The sequence below is a fragment of the Plantactinospora sp. WMMB334 genome (genome assembly GCF_049179095.1).
GTDB lineage: Bacteria > Actinomycetota > Actinomycetes > Mycobacteriales > Micromonosporaceae > Plantactinospora.
Window position 1 is genome coordinate 1,840,833 of record NZ_JBMHME010000002.1, and the last position, 17,310, is coordinate 1,858,142.

Below are 17,310 nucleotides of genomic sequence, written 5' to 3' on the forward strand. Positions count from 1 at the left end.
TGATGTCGGGCGTCCGGGGCCGCGGTTACCGTGGAGAGATGGCGATCCACCGGCTCAACCACGCCGTACTCTTCGTCCGCGATCTCGCCCGCAGCGTCGCGTTCTACCGCGACGTCCTCGGCTTCCGCCGGGTCGAGATGACGCCGGAGGGGTTCGACGGCGCCGCCTTCCTCCAGGCTCCCGGCTCCACCAACGACCACGACCTCGGGCTCTTCGAGGTCGGTGCCGCCGCCGGGCCCTCCGGCGCCGGGCGGACCACTGTCGGCCTCTACCACCTCGCCTGGGAGGTGGACACCCTCGACGAGCTGGCGGCCGTCGCCGACCGGCTCGCCGAGGCGGGCGCGCTGGCGGGCAGCTCCGATCACGGCAGCACGAAGAGCCTCTACGGCCGGGACCCGGACGGACTGGAGTTCGAGGTGGTCTGGCTGGTCCCGGCGGACCGCCTCGACGAGCAGACCCTGGCGGCGCGCCGGCGGATCTCCCGGTTGGATCTCGACCGCGAGAAGCGGCGGTACGGCGGGCAGACCCGTGGCGGGGTCGGCGTCTCCGTCCCGTCCTGAGCCGTCCAGTCGACGCCGTCCGACCGGCCGGAGTGGTTGGCCGGGCCGTCGTATTGGTGTGATCGTCGAGGTGACAGGGGTGGGCCGGGCAGGATACAACCGTTGCATGTCCGGGGATCCGATCGGCGTCGTCAAGCGGGAACTGCTGGTACGCCAGCTCGACTCCTGGGCGCCGGCCGCGCTGCACCGTTCCCGCCGGGCGACCTTCGTCCAGGCGTACGCCGGGGACGACGGCGGTGCGGTGGAGGCCGCGCTGCGGGTCTTCGCGGACTTCGCCGACCTGCTGCGCGGGCGCCGGATGACCGCGCTGAGCATCGGTCGGCTCGACGACGGGAGTCTTGCGGCCCGGCACGCGACCGTCGAGTCGGAGCTACCCGCCGGGCTGACCGCACACCTGATGCCGGGCGGTGTCGATCGGTTGCCGGTGGCGCTCAAGGCGGCCGGTGCGGCCGGCGCCCCGATCTTCACCTATCTGGACGGCGCGGGCGGTGTGGTGCCGGACGGCGGTGCGGTGCCGGACGGCGGAAACGGTGCGGCGCCAGAGGGCTCGGGCAACACAGGACCGGAGGGCGGCTCGGACGGCGGGGTGCCGGGTCGTGCCGTCCTGGCGGCGGTGGCCGCTGGCCGCCCCGGCGAGCTGCTGCTGGCGCTCGACCCGCCGGCCTGGTCCGGAGCGGACCTCCGGCGCCGGCTGACCGAGGCCGGACTGCCGCTGGTCACCGAGGTGGAACTGGTCACTGACGCTCCAGCCCGGTCCGAGGTGCTGACCCGGTCCGAGGTGCTGGTCTTTGCCACCGCCGCCGGGAAGCGGCTGGACGCCTTCAAGAACGCGCTCTGGGCGGTGGACGAATACGCCGGGGTGCGCTATCGGGACCCCGGCGACCCGGAGGGACACCTGCTGGACATCTCACTGAGTCCGCACCCGGGGCCGCTGCGGCGGGAGATCCTGGCCCGGCTGGCGACCGTCGGCGCCGCCTCCGTCACCGAGCTACGGCAGTTCACCGCCGAACGGACGGTCTATCGCCCTGCGGACACCAACCGGGTGCTCACCGCGCTGCTCGCCGCCGGACTGGTGAGCCGGGATCCGGAGGCGGGTCGGCTCGGCGGCGACGTCACCATCACCGCCACGCCGTCCTGACGAGGCGTCACAGGGACGTCGTCCCGAGGGCGCGTAACAGGGACACCGACCGGTCCGCCGGCATCCCCGTCCCGCGCCACCGTTGCCTCACCGACGGGACTTGTCCTGCTTCCAGGACAGCGGGCCGGGCAGGTCGACCCGGTGGGCACGGGCCCGCGAGTTCCACGACCAGCGACCGATCTTGATGCTCCAGGAGGAGAATCCGTTCTCGGTGAAGTTGAGGATCAACGGGCCGAACTTCTTACGCTTACGGAAAATCAGACCCACGGCCCCGCTCCCTTCGAGACAAGTGCTTGCTTCCGGGGGTGGCGACGAGATTCCCCGTACGCACGTTCGGCAAACGCCTTCCGCAGACGCCGACCCTCCGCACCGGACAGTCCGGCGTGGTAAGTGCGTGCCCTGCCGAGCGGATGCCGGCGGTCCGGATGCCGGAGGGGCGGAGTTCTGTGTGGCCGTCAGGTGCCCGGTGGGGTGGTCGGCGCCGGGGCGGCCCGGTCGGCCCGGTCGGCCCCGGACGGCCGGGGCTGGTCGGTCAGGCCGGCCCGGAAGGCGCCCGGGCTGTGCCCGACCTCCCGGTGGAAGAACCGGCCGAAGTTCGTCGGCTCCGGAAAGCCGAGCCGCCGGCCGACGTCGGCCACCGAGAGGTCGGTCGCGGCGAGCAGCCGCCGGGCTTCCAGGGCCACCCGGTCGTCGATGACCTGTTTGGCGCTGCGCCCGGTCGCGGCGAGACAGGCTCGGGTCAGGGTACGTACCGAGCACGCCAGCCGATCGGCGTAGTCCTCGACCCGCCGGGTCTGTCCGTACGAGCGCTCGACCTCGTGCCGCAGCCGCCAGAAGGTGCCGGTCGGGTCGACGCCGTCAGGAGAGGGGGCCGGCAGCGTCCCGCCGGATGGGGCGGGTCGGGACGGTGCCGGGCCCGTCGGCGCGGCCCCGCTCCCGCTCCCGTCGCCCCGGTGCGGGCCCGGGTGCTCCGGTTGCGGGCCCGAATGACCTGCCTGTGCGGGCGGGTGATCTGGCCGGGAGCCTGGGTGGGCTGGCTGTGGGGCCGGGTGGGCTGGCCGGGAGCCTGGGTGGGCTGGCTGTGGGGCCGGGCCGGGGCCGGGCGGATCGCGGGGCAGCAGGGCGAGCCGGAGCAGCAGGACGGCGAGCTGGTGCCGGAGCAGGTCGGCGGCGAGGGTGCCGCTGTGGTGGCGCTGGCAGTCCACCACGAGCTGGCTGACCTCGCTTATCACCGCGTCCTCGTCCTCGCCGGCGAGCTGCCAGTATCCGGCCGTGTACGGGGGCGTGGGCGGCGTGAGCCCGAGCTCGTCCATGGTCTCCGGGCTCCAGGAGACCATGATGGCGTCGAGCCCGCCCTGCCCGCCGTGCCGGACGACCTGACCGGGCTGGACCCAGAGCAGCGACCCCGGCCGGCACGGATATGTGCTGAAGTCGACCTCCTGCGCACCATGTCCGACGGTGACCAGGATGAGTAGATGTCGATCGACCAGCGACGGCCCGCGGTGAACCGGATCGAGCACGTGGTCGCGCAGGGTGGAGGTGCGGATGCCGGCCCAGTCGGGCCGGGACCGCACCTCACCCGGGTCGTGGGGGAGCTGACCGAATCGGACCATCACCTGCGACGTTAGCCGCCGGCGGCCGGCTGTGCACCCCCTGGGCAGCAGAGATTGACCAATGTCGTTGACCATGTGGCCGGCCGGTCGGTAACCTGACCCCGGTCCGGGCCACGACCACCACGCGCGGCACGAGCGACGGGTCCACGCGGAACGATCCCGCCGCGTCCGCCCTGAGGGCAGGACAAGCCAATGAAGGTCCGGAGATCTCGCATGCGTCGCAGAAGAAGCCTGCCGTCCGTCGCCGCCAACGTACTGCTCGTGGTCGCCGCCGGGGGAGTGGTCCTCGCCGCTCCCGCCCCGGCACTCGCCGCGCCGGGGCCGGCCCTCGAGGTGGACCTGACCGCCGACCGGCATCCGATCAGCCCGCACATCTACGGGATGAACGTCACCGACGAGGCCCTGGCGGAGGAACTGGCCCTGCCGGTACGCCGCTGGGGTGGCAACGCGACCACCCGATACCACTACCGCTACGACACCACCAACCGCGCCTCGGACTGGTTCTTCGAGAACATCGCGGAGGCCAACGACAATCCCGAGGCGCTGCCGGACGGATCGTCCACCGACCGCTTCGTCGAGCAGGACCGGCGTACCGGCACCGACACCGTGCTCACGGTGCCGCTGATCGGGTGGGCGCCGAAGGCGCGGGACGGCTCCTGCGGGTTCTCGGTCGCCAGGTACGGCCCGCAGGAGCGTACCGACGAGTGGCGACCCGACTGCGGCAACGGGATCCGGCCCGACGGCACCCTCGTGACCGGCAACGACCCGCACGACACAAGCGTCGAGGTCGGCCCCGAGTACGTCCGGGAGTGGCTGGGTCACCTCACCGAAAAGTACGGCACGGCGGCCGAGGGCGGGGTGCGGTTCTACAACCTGGACAACGAGCCGGACATCTGGCACGCCACCCACCGGGACGTGCACCCGGCCGGGGCGGGTGCGGCGGAACTGCGCGACCAGGCGTACGCGATCGGCGCGGCGATCAAGGAGGTCGACCCCACGGCGGCGACGCTCGGCCCGGTCGGCTGGGGCTGGACCTCGTGGGACTACTCCGGACTGGACCAGGAGGTCTGCGGGCGTACCGGGTGCTGGGCCGACCCGCCGGACCGGCCGGCCCGGAACGGCCTGCCCTTCACCACCTGGTACCTCCAGCAGATGCGCGACTACGAGGCGGAGCACGGGCAGCGGGTGCTCGACTATTTCGACATGCACTTCTATCCGCAGGCTTCGGGGGTCGCGTTCGGCAGCGGCGACGCCCCGACCACCAACGCGCTGCGGCTGCGCTCCACACGGGCGCTCTGGGACCCCACCTACACGGACGAGAGCTGGATCAACACGCAGGTGCGGCTGGTGCCGAGGATGAGGGAGCTGGTGGCCGCGAACTATCCGGGAACGAGGACGGCGGTCACCGAGTACAACTGGGGGGCGCTGAACCACGTCAACGGCGCGCTGGCCCAGGCGGACATCCTCGGGATCTTCGGTCGGGAGGGGCTTGACCTGGCCACCCTCTGGGCGCCACCGGCCGCGACCGAGCCGGGCGCGTACGCCTTCCGGATGTACCGCAACTACGACGGCGCCGGCGGCCGGTTCGGCGACGTCGGGGTCCGGGCAACCTCCGCCGACCAGGAGAAGCTCTCGGTGTACGCGGCCGAGCGCCGCGCGGACGGCGCGCTCACCGTGATGGTGGTGAACAAGAGCGGCGTCGAGCAGAGCACGTCGCTGGCCCTGCGCGGCCGGTCGGCATCGACAGCGCAGGTCCACCGGTACGGGGCCGGCAACCTCGGTGCGATCGTGCGCGAGGCCGACCAGCCGATTTCGGTGCCGCCGCCGGCAACCGGTGCGCCGGACGGGATCCTCTCGCACACCTACCCCGCCGACTCGGTGACCCTCTTCGTGATCGGCGCGCCGACCACCCCGCCGCCGCTGGCGGTGCTGCACCGCAACCTGGACCGGTGGCCGACCGACCAGCAGATCCGCCCGGCGCTCGTGCTGGACAACCCCGGCCGGGCGCCGGTCGACCTGTCCCGGGTGACGATCCGGTACTGGTTCACCCGGGACGGCGGTCGCGGTGCCGTGCGGGCGGCGTGCGTGCGGGCCGAGATCGGCTGTGCCGGCGTCACCCGGCGGGTGGTGGCGTTGCCGGTGCCCCGGCGCGGGGCGGACGGCTATCTGGAGGTCGGGTTCGCCCGGGACGCCGGGACGGTGCCGGCGGCCGGGAAGACCGGCCCGATCGATTTGCGGCTCACCAAGGCGGATCGGTCCCGATTTCTCGAAGCCGACGACCACAGTTGGCGGCCGGCCGGCCCGGGCTACGAGGCGAGCGGCCGGATCACCGTTTATCTGGACGGCTCCCTGATCGCCGGTACCGAGCCCCGCCGCACAACGTGACGGCCCGACCGGGACCGCCCATTTCCGGCGCGGCACGGCCGGTGGAGTTGTCCGATCGGATGGTTCGGGATTAGGTTACCGGGCAGTACGCGAGTGGGGTCGGTCGGCGCGTGCGACGGCGACGGTGGCGACGGCGACGGTGCGGGAGGCACCGACGGCGGGCGTGCAGGGCACCGGCCGGACCCACGACACGGCCGGAGAGGGTGCGCATGCCAGGTCTGTTCTCGGTCGAGGACAAGGCGGTGCTGGTGACCGGCGGTACCCGGGGGATCGGGTTGATGATCGCCAGGGGATTCGTCGAGGCCGGCGCCCGGGTGATCATCTCGTCGCGGAAGGCGGACGTCTGCGCCGAGGCGGCCGAGCGGCTCTCCGCGGCCGGCCGGTGCGAGGCGATCCCGGCCGACATCTCCACCGCGACCGGTGCGGCGCGGCTCGCCGAGCAGGTCCTGGCCCGGGTGCCGGCGCTGGACGTACTGGTCAACAACGCCGGAGCGACCTGGGGTGCGCCGCTGGAGGCCTATCCGGAGAGCGCCTTCGACAAGCTCTGGGCGGTCAACGTCAAGGCGGTCTTCCAGCTGACCACGGCACTGCTGCCCGCGTTGCGCGATTCGGCGAGCGCTGACGACCCGGCCCGCGTGATCAACATCGGCTCGATCGACGGCATCCGGGTGCCCTGGATGGAGGTCTACGCCTACTCGGCGACCAAGGCGGCGGTGCACATGCTGACCCGGAGCCTCGCCCACCAGCTCGCCCCCGAGCACATCACGGTGAACGCGATCGCGCCCGGCCCGTTCGAGAGCAAGATGATGGCGTTCGCCCTGGACGACCCGGCGACCAGGGCGACGATCGAGCACCAGGTGCCGCTCGGCCGGATCGGCCGGCCCGACGACATGGCCGGAGCGGCGATCTATCTCGCCTCCCGGGCCGGGGCGTATCTCACCGGAGCGGTCATCCCGGTCGACGGCGGGATCACCACGCACGGTTGAGTCCGTGCAGGGTGTGCGGGTACCCACAGGTGTGCAGACGCCGCGCGGACCTCGGCAGGGTCCGCGCGGCGCGGTGGTTCTCGTCCGGTCGGTGCCTCCCGCGATGCGCCGTGACGCGTCGCGGGAAGGTCAGCGGCCGGCCAGCAGTCGGTTGACCGCGGTGTCGACGTCGAGGTGGTCCCCCTCCCGCCCCCGCGGCACCACCACGTACGTCCGGCGCAGGAACCTGACCAGGACGCTACGTGGCACCTCGAACAGTGCGTTACCATCCGGTGACGAGAGCGCGAGCGCGACGAAGTCCCCCCGGGGTGTGGCCCAGGGCCAGACCCGGACGTCGCCGATCCCGGCCGGCTCGTCGAGACCGGTGACGAGCAGCTCCCGCGCGAAGGACCAGCTCACCGCCTCGCCTCCGGCGGATTCCGCATGGAACAGGACATGGACCGCATACGGGTCGGCTGGGTCGTAGCGCAGGCTTGCACGCACGGGCAGAGCCGTGGCGTCAGGTGCAACGAGCCTTAACGACGTCTCGACCTCGACCGTGGTAGGTCGGATGACACTCATGGACGTTCTCCCCCCGGCACCGCTGCGGGACGTATGTGTCCCGCCGTTCCCATCCTCAGCTGCTACTTCATGATTACGCTCCGCCATACGCTGATATCACCCAGTAGTGGGAAGAGGCTTCCTAACTCCCGATCGAAATCGAATCTTTATGTAGGATGTCCAGTTCTGCCCAGGTACTCGAGCCCACCCGACGCCAGGTGGTTCAGTCGTCGACTCACTCCGGTAACGTCCAGTCGTCCTGTTGAGTGACGGGCCGGGCCACACTGGGAGTTGAAATGGCTACGAATCCATCCTCAATGGAGAAACCAGCTCCGCCGAGCGCGTCGAGGGTGAACGGGGCCGGCGTCGGGGTCCGCCCCGGTGCGACGGGGACGGCGGAGGAGCGGAGGTACGACGTGCCGGACGACGAGCGCGTCATGCGGGGGGACCGGCTCGGACCTGCGACGGAATCGCCGCCGGGCGTGGGTGGCGAGGATCCGCTGGACCCCTTCGTCATGCAGACCCGGCGGCAGCGGATCCGGCGGACCCTGGAGATCATCCGGGCAAACCCCACCGGCCGGATCGCGTTGAAGGTCTTCGTGGCGCTCGCCGGTGCGATCGTCGTCACACTCGGTCTCGCGTTGATCCCACTGCCCGGGCCCGGCTGGCTGATCGTCATCGGTGGATTGGGTATCTGGGCGGTGGAGTTCCACTGGGCCAAACGGCTACTCGGCTTCACCCGTCGGCACGTGCAGAGCTGGGCACGCTGGGTACGCGAGCAGTCTCTCCTGGTGAGATTCGTTCTCGGTTCGGTGGGACTGGTCTTCATCGCGCTGGTGCTCTGGCTGTCGGTCCGGGCCAGCCTCGGCATCGACCTCATCGCCCGCTTCATGACCTACCTCGCGACGCACTGACCCCGAAGATGCGCGGAGTCGGCGCGATCGGGTACAGTCGTCCGCGCTGAGGGCGATTAGCTCAGCGGGAGAGCGCTTCGTTCACACCGAAGAGGTCACTGGTTCGATCCCAGTATCGCCCACCAATAGGCCCTGACCTGGGCAAACGTGAATCGATTGTTGGCAGTGCGCGAACCATGTCGGTCAGACATATGGTGAGCTGGGATTACCCCCTGCTAAGGCGGTCACGATGGCGGCCACCCGGTAACCGGGGCCGCCCGGCTCGTGCGCAGAGATGACGACGAGCTCAATGCGTTGCCGGTCCGGGCGTTGGTGCCACCGGACGTGGCGCGAAGTTCAGGTGCCGGGCGTTCTTGTTGCGGCGGTCGGGGCCGGGACCGACTTCGTTGGTGTCTTGCGGAGACCCAGCAGCAACACTGTGGCCGATGAGAGCAGCACCGCCGGTACGGGCAGATCGCGCGGATCGAACGATGCCACGCCCGCCACGCCCGCTTCCGCGACGAAGATCTTCTGAATGATGTAGTTGAGCTGGTAGACGCCGACGGCAAGGCATGCCGCGGTGCCGAGGGCGTAGCCCCAGGCGGTCCGGCGCCAGAGTTGAACCGCTGCCAGGGCAACCGCGGGAACGAGCAGGGTGAGGTCGAGCGCGTAGGCGAGGTGTACCCGTTGCGATGGCATGGGCAGCACGTCGGACGGTTGTTGTCCGGTGATGGCGAATCGCACCGCCGCCACGCTGTACAGCACCACGATCGCCGCTGCCGGGAGCGCCAGCAGGACGCTGATCCACCGGACCGGCGTGCGGGGTGCGGACCGCTCGTCAACCGAGGTGACGTCGAGGGCTGCCAGTGCCAGCCCGAAGGCGAACACTGACGACACGAATGCGGCCACGTGGAGCAGGAACAGGTCGTTGAACTGCGCGCCGAAAACGTAGTAGGCGAGGTTGTAGATCGAGTAGGCGAGCATCCCTATCCAGGCCAGATGCGCTCGCAACGAGCCGCGTATGGAGCCGATGACGGCAAGGGTGAACGCCGGCATGCCGACGAGCATGGTGGCCAGATCGTTGCCGCGAAAGGCCGCCGCGGCCACCGCCGCTTCAGGATAGAGACCATCGACTAGAAGCCCACTCGTAGCGGCGGCGCCACTCAGGACCAGCACGAGTCCACTCGTCGCCCATGCCAACCGTAGTCCGGTGCGGGCCTTCCCACCGTGGACGTCCAAAGGGTGCGGCCGGCCGCGATCATCGGTCCGGATGTCAGGTACCGACGGGATATCCATGTGAGCCTCCAGGTGACCGCTACGCCCCAGGGTGACGCGAACCGACCGCGGCGATTCGACGGCAACGTAGGCAGGATCGCGAGGAGACAGCCAGGGCCGGGCGGCCCGTTGTCCTAAGGCTGAACAGGCCGCCGTACGGCGGTCGTGCGGGGTTCGGTTCCTCCGCTGGCGAGCCGAGGGGGTAGGCCGTCGTCAGCACTTCGCAGTGGACAGGCCGCATGTTTCAGTCAACAATGAAACCTATGAAACAGCCATCCGGCACTGAAGAGTCCAATCACGATGCCTCAGTCGGACCGTCGGCGGACGTGCTGGAATGGGTCGAACGGCTCGCCAAGTACTGCTCGGACCAAGATGGCGTGCCGTTGATCGCCGGGCGCGTGCTCGGCTGGCTGATGATCTGCGACCCGCCCGAGCAGTCCGCGCAGCAGATCGCGACCGCGATCGGTGCCAGCCGGGCGTCGCTGTCGACGAACCTCCGGCTGCTCAGCTCCGTCGGGTTCGTCCGCGTCCTGACCAAACCGGCAAGCCGGACCGTGTACTACCGCGTCGACGACGACGCCTGGGAGAAAGTCGTCCAGCGGCAGATCGCCTCGCTGGCCTCCCTCGGAAATATCCTGCACGACGGCACCCCCCTTGCCGGTCCATCACCTGATCGCGGTGGACGCCTCGCCGCCGCCAACGAAGTCTTCCGATGGATGCAACAGATCTTCGACAACGCGCCACCGCTGCCCTCATCCACCCGCGCAGCCAAGGAGTAGCGACGATGACAGCACGACCACCTGCAGCACAGACCGCCTTCGGCCCGATGGTCATCGCCGCATGCGAACAGATCCTCCCCGCGGAGCAACGTTTGTTCGACGACCCGGACGCCGTTCGTCTGCTACCACCCAGCCAACGCCTGATCGTCGGCGCCTGCCGGTGGAAACCGGTCTACCAACTGCTCGTCCGGGCCACCGACGTTAAGGCGCAGGGACTCTGGGCCAGCATGCTGTGCCGTAAACGGTATGCCGACGACAAGGTCCGCGATGCCTTGCACGACGGCATCAAACAGTTCGTCTTCCTCGGCGCCGGGCTCGACACCCGGCCTGCCCGCCTCGTGGCACCGACCGGCGCCCGCTCGTTCGAGACCGACCTGCAAGCCAACATCGCCTACAAGCGCCGCCGCCTCATCGAGACCTACGGCCGGCTACCGGCCAACACCACCCTCACCGCCGTCAATCTCGAAACCGACGATCTCACCGCCGCGCTCACCGCGGGCGGATTCGACTGGAACGAACCGGCCATGTTCGTCTGGGAGGCCGTCACCCAGTACCTGACCGAGGAGGCAGTCCGCAAGACACTCGCCTGTCTCACCCCGGCCACGTCCGGGAGCCGGCTCATCTTCACCTACATCCGCCGCGACTTCCTCGACGGCACCGAGGACTACGGCGCCGCACCGGCACGGCGCGAGTTCGTCATCAAACGCCACGTCTGGCACTTCGGGCTGCTCCCCGGCGAGACGCCCGGGCTGCTGCGCGACTACGGCTGGACCGAACACGAACAAGTCGGACCCACCGAGTACGCCGATCGTTACCTCAGCCCCCTCGGACGAGACGTGACCGTGTCGCAGATCGAACGATTCGTGTACGCCGACCGCTCGACCGACGAGGCTCACACCTGAACCGAAACCATCATCATCAATATCTCTGCAAAGGGTTTGGGCCAGGAGGTTGCCGCCTGGCGTTCGTGATCCAGCAGTGGTGGGCGGGCGGCCACGGCCGCAGCGCCGACGATGGGCCGATCGGATCGGCATGGTGGCGCTACGGCGGGCGGCGGCCGCTGAATCGGTCAGGTCGTGCGACGGCGTACCGCCGGTAGCGTGACGATTGGGCCCTGAGCTGCGGGTATGTGGTTCTTATTCTGCCAACTATGGTCCACCGAAACGCGTTTTTTGGGTGGTTTGCACAGGGTGGTGAGTGCACGCCGCCGAGGGTTTCGGGAGCCGTTGCGGGGCCGGCTGGGTCTGGTCACCACCGAGGTCAGCGTACGAGCCGGCAGCTTTCAGGGACCGACAAGCGGCAAGCGGCTGTCCGGCGGGTTCGGTGGCGCTGGCCGGGAAGGCGGTGACCCTGATGGGTCTGGTCCGGGCAGACCACCGATCCCCGGGGGTGTTGGTCGTGACGAGTGCGGCGGCGAGGAGGCATCTGATCTCGGCGTCAGTGTCGAGCGAGCCCGCAGCAGAAAGGCCGTACCGTTCCATCGCGCGAGCAGGGCCTCGCCGGCGGCCTCGACAGCGGCCCGCTCCGGAGCTTCGGTCCGGTCGTGGGTGCGGGCGAGCATCAGCATCTCCGCGGCCGAATTGGAGGCGTTGTACGCCGCCATCTGAAGGAAACCCAGCGTCAGTACCAGTGCAACCGCGGATCGCGACGCCGTCCACAACGGGACCGCCAGGGCCAGGTAGACCAGCAGAACCATGAGGTTGTTGATCAAATAGAGCCCGTCCATCGAGACCAGCCCCAGAAGTGGCGATCGGAGCATGAGCTCAAAGAACTCCGGCGCGGTCTCGGGCGGAGGCCACGCAGCCAGGATGCTGATCTGAACGACGGTGACAGCGACCGAGCCCAGGGCCGCCCACCCGCCAGCGAGCAGGAGGCCGCGCCACCGATACACCTCTCGATCAGGCGCCACGTTCATTCCGCGTGCAGCTTTCCGGGGTTGTGCCACCGGCCGGGCCGGCCGGTTCACCTGGGTCTCCTGCGCGTGCCGACCGGACGGTGGTGTCTCATCGGTGCACCCGCTCCTCATGTCCTGAAGTCGTCCGCTCACCCGTCGGCTGCTCTGGAATGATCGACGGTCCAGGGGGTGGGTCCGGTGTTCTCGGCGGCCCGAACTCGGTGGGTCCTTGGTCCAGCCGGAAGGGCGGGTAGGCGTCGGTCATCAGTGCGATGTAGGCGACAACGCGGTAGACCCAGCGGTTCAGCCCCATGAGGAAGTCAAACAGCGGAGCCGGGTAGCGGCCCGCGAAGAGCAGGATCAGACCGGCGGCCAGCGTCAGCGCGCCGATGAGTCCACCGACGGTGAAGCCGCCCTCGTTCTGGTCGCCGAAGCGCCACGTGCCGGCGATGATGCCGAGCACGATCAGGTGCGGGATCGCCAGCAGCCACGACTTCACCAGCACGAGCCCCCGCGAGAGCCGCTCGGGGTACTCGACATCGAGGTCGGCCGGGTAGTCGGCGTGGTCCAGCGTGAACGGCGGGTAGCGGTCGGTGCCGATCGCGTTGGTGGCGTAGAACTGCACCCGCCACGTCCACCGCAGGATCCCGACGTTGAGGTCGAACAGCCCACGTGGATAGCGGCCGGTGAAGAGGATCGCGAAGAACGCGACCACGGTGAGGGCGACGAACACCAGCCAGAGCAGGGCCAGGATGAGGAAGTGCGGGATCACCAGCACCCACTTGACCAGCCACAACCAACGGCTCAGCCTCGCGTCCTGGTGGCCGGTGACGGTAACCGGGGACGACGGCGGATCGCCGCCGGCCCCGGCGACCAGCGCCCTGTCGGTCGTGGTGCGGGCGTCGGGCCCCGCCGGCCGCCGATCACGCGAGGCGGGCGGTCGGGCGCCGTGGACGACGAGCAACGCGCCGCCGACGATCAGCAGCGTGCCGACGACCCCCAGCGTCCAGGCGAGCGGGACCAGCAGGTCGACGCGGCCCGCGGCGGTCAGGTCGACGGTCAGTCCGGGCGAGCCGTCGACGTTCATCACCACGGCGGTATAGGTGCCGGGCGCCAGGTCCCAGGTGAGTGACTGGGTGCCGGTTCCGCTGGCCTGTGCGGTCCAGAACCTCTGCTCGGTGGGTGGCCCGTCGAGATGTCCGTCGTCACCGTGCCTGGTGATGGTCGCGTGGAACGGGTTGTCAGTGATGTCGCTGATCTGGTCGTACCCGGCTGACCCGAGGTAGCGCTCGACATCGCTGCTCGGCGCGATCCCGACGAACACCTCGGATCCTGTCGAGCGTGCGCTCAGTCGCAGTGTCGCGAGGTTGCGTTCGGCCCACCAGTCCGCTGGTCCGATCTCACCGAAGGCGATCTGTGCGCTGGTCAGTGCGACCGTCGAGGTGGTGAACCGCTCGGTCGGGGCGGCGAAGAAGCCGTCGTCGTCGCGCTGGGTGCCAAGCGCCCAGCCCAGCCCAACTCCGGCCAGCAGGAGCGGGAGCCCGACGAGGGCCAGGACCACACCGAGGACCAGCGGCATCGTACGGCTTCGCGAGGCCGTCGGCCCGGGCCCCTGCGGTGCGGGGTGGGTGGGGTGCAGTGGCTCGGTCATGACACGGGCCTCCTTCCGGTGCGCGCGGCGGTCATGACGGGTTGGCGGCGGCCGTGCACGGCATGACCACGTTGTCGAAGACGACGACGTCCTTGGGACGAGGGCGAAGACCAGGGACGCGGTGAGCATGATCCATCGCGATCGGGTCATCCGGCCGGCCGCCACACCCGGTGCCGGGCCGACGCCCAGGCACGTCGGTGACTGCGTGGTCGGTGCCGGCCCGAGTCAACACCGGGAACCCCTCCTACCTCCTCCCTCCAGGATCCTGCCGAGGTCTCCGCCACACGAGAGTCAGAGGTCAGGGCGCGAGGGGACCTCGGTCTGTTGCTCTCGACCTTCCGTGCCGATGGTCGGAATCAACGGCCCCGCCGCCGGAATTCTGGTGGAGGTCGAGGACGCCAGAAGACAACCCAGCGAACCCGAGGTCCGTGCCGACTGTAGCGTGATCGCATGGGCAAGCCGACCCGCTGGGCGACCGAGACCAAACCGGGGCACTCACAGTGGTATATCGACCGCTTCCGCCGGCTCGCCGCCGAGGGCGTGGATCTGGCTGGCGAGGCGCGGCTGCTGGATGCCCTGGTCCCGCCGGGTGCCCGGATCCTGGACGCCGGTTGTGGCACTGGCCGGGTGGGCGCCGTGCTCGCCGCCCGTGGGCACCAGGTTGTCGGTGTGGATGCCGATCCGGCGCTCGTCGAGGCGGCCCGCGCAGACCATCCCGGATCACGTTGGCTGGTGGGCGATCTTGCGGAGCTGGACCTCGCGGCCCACGGTGAGCCGGTGCCGTTCGACGCGGCGGTGTGCGCGGGCAATGTGATGGCGTTCGTCGCCGCGGGCACCGAGCGGGCGGTGTTGCGCCGGATCGCCGCACACGTCCGCCCGGACGGGGTCGTGGTGGTCGGCTTCGGCACCGGTCGCGGTTACCCGCTGGCCGATTTCGACGCTGACGCGCTTGCGGCCGGGTTGGGCCGGTCACACCGTTTCGCCACCTGGGATCTGCGCCCCTGGCACGACGACGCCGATTTCGCGGTGACCGTGCTGCGCCGGCCGGCCGACACCTCCGGCCTGTCGAACCCACCGACCTCGATCACGTAGACACGCCTGGTTGTCCTACCATCGCGAACTTCTAGCAGTGGCCGCAGACCGGATTGGGAGCACCCTCGGAACGTCGCTGGAGTGGCCGGTCGACCAGCTCGTCGTCGACGTCCGTCGGTCCCGCGAGCATCGGCGATGTCGGGCTCTTCCGGGTGATCTTGACGCATGCGATACGCACCTCGTAGTCCGTGACGACACAGATCCCCAGCTCCGGGAGCCGGTCCACCCGCATCCTGTCGGAGAACGCCGTGCTGTCCCCGTGGGAGTACGTCCGCAGGTCCGCATCGTTCAGGGTCCCGTAGGGCAGGCCCGCGATGAAGGCGGCGTATCCCCACCGTGGCCCGGTGCTGCCCTCCGGCTCGCCGCAGTCCAGATGACCGGTCAACGTCACGTAGTCGCCATCGGTGACCTCCACCTGCGCGATGGCTCCAGAGAAGCACGGAATGCGTTCCCACCCGTCGTCCGCCGCGGCCGGTGAACCGGTGCCGGACAGCGCGACGACCAGGGTGGCGAGCACAGCCAGGAATTTCATCGGTTTCCCCCATCGATGGTGGCGGCGGGTGTGGACGCGCCCGGTGGTGTCGCCACGTTCAGCGCGCCGAGCGCGAGACCCAGCTGGAAGCGGTTGTCGACGCCGAGACGGTCCATCAACGCCCTCAGCGTGTAGGTGAGCGAGCGGGTGGACATGCCGATCTGCTGTGCGGAGGCGGCGTCGGTACAGCCCTGGGCGAGCAGCGCGACGATTGCTCTCTCGCGTGACGTCAACACGATCGCGGGTACTCCGTTCCGGCTCGGGTCCACCGCGTCACTCCAATGACGGGTGAACAGCCTGACGAGCGCATCGACAGCTGTGTGGTCGACGATCTCCCACGTGCCGCGGCCCAGGTCAAGAGGATCGACGGCGAGGAGTGCCACGCGCCGGTCGAAGATCATGAGCTTCTGCGGCAGACGCGCCGCCTCCCGGTACTCGCCGCCGAGCCGGCCGAACTCGATCGCGTGCTGCGCCGAACGGTCGCCGTCCGCAGGCGGACGGCTCAGCGTGCGCATCCGCACGCCACGACGCAGGGCCGCGACATCCAGCGGCGCGCCGACCGCCAGCTCATCCGAGCCGAAAACCTGCTCGGGCTGCATCGACAGGTGCTCGACCCGCTCCAGCGCCGCCAACTCGGCTATGCGCCGACGGCGGGACTCCCGGTCCGGCAGGTGCCTCGCCGAAACCGCGACCCGCTCACACGGCTCAGCATCGCCACCGGCAGCCGCGGCGGCGCGCCGCAACGCCTGGCGCCGCAGGGTCGTCACCACCGCAGCCGCGGGCCGTGCCCGCCAGACCGAGGCGTCCGCGCCGTGCCCCGACGGCTCGCGCTCCACCGTGACACTGCTTACCGCCAGTAGCTCCTCCAACGCGGCCCGCGCCCGCCGCATCCCCAGGCCGAGCTCCGCCGCGACCTCCCCGGCGGCCTGCGGCCCGAAGGTCAGCAGACACCGGTACACCAGATCGGCGTCCGCCGAGACACCCCAACGGACCAGCGCCGGTACGGCCCGACCGATCGCGAGCACCCCCGTCCTCCTGCCTGTCATCTACGACCCTCCCCCGAACCGACAGACCGTGCTACGCAGCGATACAAGCACCGGAGTACGACGATGTCTGCATTCCGCAAGATCGTCCAAGAAATCGTTGCGCGATTCCGCAACCCGCCACCGGCCCATGCGTCCCGGTTGGCAGTCGGTCTTCCAGGTGGAAACGGCGCCCGTCGGCCCCGACGGACGGTCGACAGCCTCACCCGTCTCCGGCGGGGGTGGCGACCGTGGGGTCGAGCCGGGCCGGATCATCGTCGGTGGGCGGGGTTTCGAGCAGCGGGGCGAGGGTCTCCCAGTTGGCCCGGGTGGCGGCCGCCGCGCCTGCCGCGTCGCCGGCCGCGCAGAGCTGGATGATCCGGTCGTGCTGCGCCACCGACTCCCGGCCGCTGAGTGAGGCGAAGCGCAGCCGTTCCAGGCGTCGGAGCACCGGCGTGTACCGCTCGAGGACATCCTGGAGAGCGCCGTTGGCGCAGGCGGTGACGAGCACGCCGTGGAAGTCGTCGTCGGCGGCGATCGCCGCGTCGACGTCGTCGCGGCGCAGGGCGTCGGCGAACCGGGTGTTGGCCTCGCGCATGGCGTCGAGTTCGGCGCCGGAGAGGTTGGGCAGGGCCTCCCGGACGGCGAGTTCGTGCATCACCGCCGTGACGGACCGGGCGTTACGGGCGGCCCGGACGTCCAGTGGGCTGACCATCGTGTAACGGCCCGGCTTCGTCTGGACCAGGCCCGCCTGCTCCAGACGGGCGAGCGCCTCTCGCACCGGCGTCCGGCTGACGCCGAGCCATTCGACCAGGTCCGTGTCGTTGAGCCGTTCGCCGGGTGCGAGCGTGCCGTCGACGATGGCGTCCCGGATCGCCCGGTAGGCGTCCTCGCGCAGGAGTGATCTGGAAACGAGTCCGCGACCCCGTGGCACCGGCATGCAACATGTT

The 17,310-nt window shown here is 70.1% G+C and carries 17 protein-coding genes and 1 tRNA gene; 9 read left to right on the forward strand and 9 right to left on the reverse strand.

The window, feature by feature from the left end:
* Positions 1 to 38: 38 nt before the first annotated feature.
* Together ACN27G_RS07880 and ACN27G_RS07885 are read left to right on the forward strand one after the other, a co-directional pair.
* On the forward strand, positions 39 to 560 hold the full coding sequence (locus ACN27G_RS07880; RefSeq protein WP_421492112.1) for a VOC family protein: 522 nt from the start codon (positions 39 to 41) through the stop codon (positions 558 to 560).
* A gap of 106 nt (positions 561 to 666) precedes the next feature.
* Positions 667 to 1,698, forward strand: a complete 1,032-nt coding sequence (locus ACN27G_RS07885; protein WP_421492113.1) for a hypothetical protein — start codon at positions 667 to 669, stop codon at positions 1,696 to 1,698.
* An 87-nt stretch (positions 1,699 to 1,785) separates the two neighbouring features.
* Here ACN27G_RS07885 and ACN27G_RS07890 read toward each other — a convergent pair whose 3' ends face one another.
* Positions 1,786 to 1,965 carry a DUF4236 domain-containing protein gene (locus tag ACN27G_RS07890; protein WP_421492114.1) on the reverse strand — a complete coding sequence of 60 codons (180 nt, stop codon included), beginning with the start codon at positions 1,963 to 1,965 and terminating at the stop codon, positions 1,786 to 1,788.
* Between the two features lie 188 nt (positions 1,966 to 2,153).
* Positions 2,154 to 3,311, reverse strand: coding sequence for a helix-turn-helix domain-containing protein (locus ACN27G_RS07895; RefSeq protein WP_421492115.1), 1,158 nt, complete (start codon positions 3,309 to 3,311; stop codon positions 2,154 to 2,156).
* Positions 3,312 to 3,524: 213 nt separating this feature from the next.
* On the opposite strand from ACN27G_RS07895, the gene ACN27G_RS07900 reads away from it, so the two are divergent.
* Both ACN27G_RS07900 and ACN27G_RS07905 read left to right on the forward strand, forming a co-directional pair.
* Positions 3,525 to 5,696: a glycoside hydrolase family 44 protein gene (locus ACN27G_RS07900; RefSeq protein ID WP_421492116.1), complete on the forward strand. Its 2,172-nt coding sequence runs from the start codon at positions 3,525 to 3,527 to the stop codon at positions 5,694 to 5,696.
* Positions 5,697 to 5,905: 209 nt separating this feature from the next.
* The gene (locus ACN27G_RS07905) at positions 5,906 to 6,682 is read left to right on the forward strand and encodes an SDR family oxidoreductase (RefSeq protein WP_421492117.1); all 777 of its coding nucleotides are present in this window, start codon (positions 5,906 to 5,908) and stop codon (positions 6,680 to 6,682) included.
* Positions 6,683 to 6,811: 129 nt separating this feature from the next.
* Here the strand turns inward: ACN27G_RS07905 and ACN27G_RS07910 are convergent, their stop codons facing one another.
* The gene (locus ACN27G_RS07910) at positions 6,812 to 7,243 is read right to left on the reverse strand and encodes an SsgA family sporulation/cell division regulator (protein WP_101365276.1); all 432 of its coding nucleotides are present in this window, start codon (positions 7,241 to 7,243) and stop codon (positions 6,812 to 6,814) included.
* A 296-nt stretch (positions 7,244 to 7,539) separates the two neighbouring features.
* Between ACN27G_RS07910 and ACN27G_RS07915 the strand changes: the two genes are divergently transcribed.
* Together ACN27G_RS07915 and ACN27G_RS07920 are read left to right on the forward strand one after the other, a co-directional pair.
* A complete protein-coding gene (locus ACN27G_RS07915) occupies positions 7,540 to 8,136 on the forward strand; it encodes a TIGR02611 family protein (protein ID WP_421492118.1) in 597 nt (198 codons plus the stop codon).
* A gap of 50 nt (positions 8,137 to 8,186) precedes the next feature.
* A tRNA-Val gene (locus tag ACN27G_RS07920) sits at positions 8,187 to 8,261 on the forward strand.
* 211 nt (positions 8,262 to 8,472) lie between these two features.
* Here ACN27G_RS07920 and ACN27G_RS07925 read toward each other — a convergent pair.
* Positions 8,473 to 9,222 carry a hypothetical protein gene (locus ACN27G_RS07925; RefSeq protein ID WP_421492119.1) on the reverse strand — a complete coding sequence of 250 codons (750 nt, stop codon included), beginning with the start codon at positions 9,220 to 9,222 and terminating at the stop codon, positions 8,473 to 8,475.
* A 431-nt stretch (positions 9,223 to 9,653) separates the two neighbouring features.
* Here ACN27G_RS07925 and ACN27G_RS07930 point away from each other — a divergent pair, with 431 nt between their 5' ends.
* Positions 9,654 to 10,169 carry a GbsR/MarR family transcriptional regulator gene (locus ACN27G_RS07930; protein WP_421492120.1) on the forward strand — a complete coding sequence of 172 codons (516 nt, stop codon included), beginning with the start codon at positions 9,654 to 9,656 and terminating at the stop codon, positions 10,167 to 10,169.
* Between the two features lie 5 nt (positions 10,170 to 10,174).
* On the forward strand, positions 10,175 to 11,071 hold the full coding sequence (locus tag ACN27G_RS07935) for a class I SAM-dependent methyltransferase (RefSeq protein WP_421497267.1): 897 nt from the start codon (positions 10,175 to 10,177) through the stop codon (positions 11,069 to 11,071).
* Between the two features lie 380 nt (positions 11,072 to 11,451).
* Here the strand turns inward: ACN27G_RS07935 and ACN27G_RS07940 are convergent, their stop codons facing one another.
* Positions 11,452 to 12,135, reverse strand: a complete 684-nt coding sequence (locus tag ACN27G_RS07940) for a hypothetical protein (protein ID WP_421492121.1) — start codon at positions 12,133 to 12,135, stop codon at positions 11,452 to 11,454.
* A gap of 37 nt (positions 12,136 to 12,172) precedes the next feature.
* A complete protein-coding gene (locus ACN27G_RS07945; RefSeq protein WP_421492122.1) occupies positions 12,173 to 13,714 on the reverse strand; it encodes a DUF4389 domain-containing protein in 1,542 nt (513 codons plus the stop codon).
* Between the two features lie 450 nt (positions 13,715 to 14,164).
* Here ACN27G_RS07945 and ACN27G_RS07950 point away from each other — a divergent pair, with 450 nt between their 5' ends.
* Positions 14,165 to 14,806 (forward strand): class I SAM-dependent methyltransferase, encoded by a 642-nt coding sequence (locus ACN27G_RS07950; RefSeq protein WP_421492123.1) that lies wholly within the window; start codon positions 14,165 to 14,167, stop codon positions 14,804 to 14,806.
* Between the two features lie 31 nt (positions 14,807 to 14,837).
* Here ACN27G_RS07950 and ACN27G_RS07955 read toward each other — a convergent pair whose 3' ends face one another.
* From ACN27G_RS07955 to ACN27G_RS07965, 3 genes are all read right to left on the reverse strand, one after another.
* Positions 14,838 to 15,338 carry a hypothetical protein gene (locus tag ACN27G_RS07955; RefSeq protein WP_421492124.1) on the reverse strand — a complete coding sequence of 167 codons (501 nt, stop codon included), beginning with the start codon at positions 15,336 to 15,338 and terminating at the stop codon, positions 14,838 to 14,840.
* Complete coding sequence (locus ACN27G_RS07960; RefSeq protein ID WP_421492125.1) at positions 15,335 to 16,174, reverse strand: LuxR C-terminal-related transcriptional regulator; 840 nt, start codon at positions 16,172 to 16,174, stop codon at positions 15,335 to 15,337. The genes ACN27G_RS07955 and ACN27G_RS07960 overlap by 4 nt, the downstream gene beginning before the upstream one ends.
* 409 nt (positions 16,175 to 16,583) lie before the next feature.
* The gene (locus ACN27G_RS07965; protein ID WP_421492126.1) at positions 16,584 to 17,300 is read right to left on the reverse strand and encodes a GntR family transcriptional regulator; all 717 of its coding nucleotides are present in this window, start codon (positions 17,298 to 17,300) and stop codon (positions 16,584 to 16,586) included.
* Between the last annotated feature and the right edge of the window lie 10 nt (positions 17,301 to 17,310).